Raw genomic sequence first — 1,549 nt, 5'->3', positions numbered from 1 at the left:
CCGCCGTTGAGGGGATGCGGGAGCAACTGGCGGCGCTGCTGGAGCATGAGCATGCGCCGCTGGCGGTGGCCCAGCGGGCGAGCGCTGTCGCGGGCGACATGCCCCTGTTCACCTCGCTGTTCAACTACCGGCACGGTGCTCAGAAGGCCGATGCGCCCGGGGGCCGACCGGTCGAGGGAATCCAGCATCTCTCTCGACGGGAACGGACCAACTATCCGCTCACCATGGCAGTCAATGATCTCGGTCCGGAGGAACTCAGCCTAGGCGTTGAGGCCGTGCAGCCGATCGACGCGGCCGCAGTCGCCCACCTGATGCGTACAGCGGTGGAAAGCGTGCTCAAGGCACTGGACGCTGTGCTGGCCGGAAGCCCCGACGTGCGGCTGGACACGCTGAACCTTCTTGAGCCGCGAGAGCGCGACGTGGTGGTGCGGCAGTGGAATGACACGGCTGTCGATGTGGTGGATGTGTCGGTGCCGGCGTCCTTCGAACGGTGGGTGTCCGAGGCTCCCGATACGGCGGCGGTGGTGTTTGAGGGTGTGGAGCTGACGTACGGCGATTTGGATGTGGCGGCGAATCGGCTGGCGAACTGGCTGCGGGGTCGGGGTGTGGGTTGTGAGTCGGTGGTGGGGCTGCGGTTGCCGCGTGGTCCGGAGATGGTCGTGGGGATTTTGGGGGTGTGGAAGGCCGGGGCGGCGTATCTGCCGGTTGATGCTGCGCTGCCGGCGGAGCGGGTGGAGGTCATGCTCGTCGACGCCGGGGTGCAGGTCGTCGTCGGTGTAGACGATCTGGAGCGGTCGACTGGGTCGTCGGATGTTGATCCGGATGTGGCTGCCGATCCTGCTGGGTTGGCGTATGTGATCTTTACGTCGGGGTCGACGGGGGTGCCGAAGGGTGTGGGGGTTTCGCACGGTTCGGTGGCGAATTTGGTGTCGGTGTTTGCTCCGGTGATGGGTGCGGGGCCGGGGGTGGGGGTGTTGCAGTTCGCGTCGTTCAGCTTCGACGCGTCGGTGCTGGATGTGGCGGTGGCGTTGTCGTCGGGCGCGGCGTTGTGGATTGCGAGTGAGGAGCAGCGTCGGGAGCCGGGTCGGTTGAGGGAGTTGGAGGGTGTTGGGGCGGCGAGTGTGGTGCCGTCGTTGCTGGAGGTGCTGGATCCGCAGGATCTGGCGCAGGTCGGTCCCATGGTGGTGGGGTCCGAGACGGTCAGCGAGGCGGTGGCGCGCACTTGGTCGCCGGGGCGCGATCTGGTGCATGCCTACGGTCCGACCGAGGCGACGGTCATCACCGCGATCGGGACGGTGGACGCGGGGCGACCGGGCACGGTGCCGTTCGGCGGTCCGATCGCCAACACCCGCATGTTCGTGCTCGACGCGGCGCTGCAGCCGATGCCGGTCGGGGTCACGGGCGAGCTGTACGTTGCGGGTTCCGCGTTGGCCCGTGGTTACGTGGGCCGTCCAGGACTGACGGGTGAGCGGTTCGTGGCCTGGCCCTTCGGGGCGGGTTCTGGTGAGCGGATGTATCGGACCGGGGACCCGGCGAAGTGGACTCCGGA

At 67.9% G+C, this 1,549-nt stretch carries 1 protein-coding gene; it reads left to right on the top strand.

Going from position 1 to position 1,549, the window contains the following annotated elements; all coding sequences use genetic code 11:
* Nucleotides 1-14: 14 nt before the first annotated feature.
* Nucleotides 15-1,549 (top strand): AMP-binding protein (locus ACZ5CR_RS44840; RefSeq protein ID WP_468869343.1); only part of this gene is annotated, 1,535 nt, incomplete at its 3' end.

The sequence above is a fragment of the Streptomyces sp. NPDC031274 genome (genome assembly GCF_055570235.1).
This window is presented reverse-complemented; position numbering and strand designations above follow the sequence as displayed.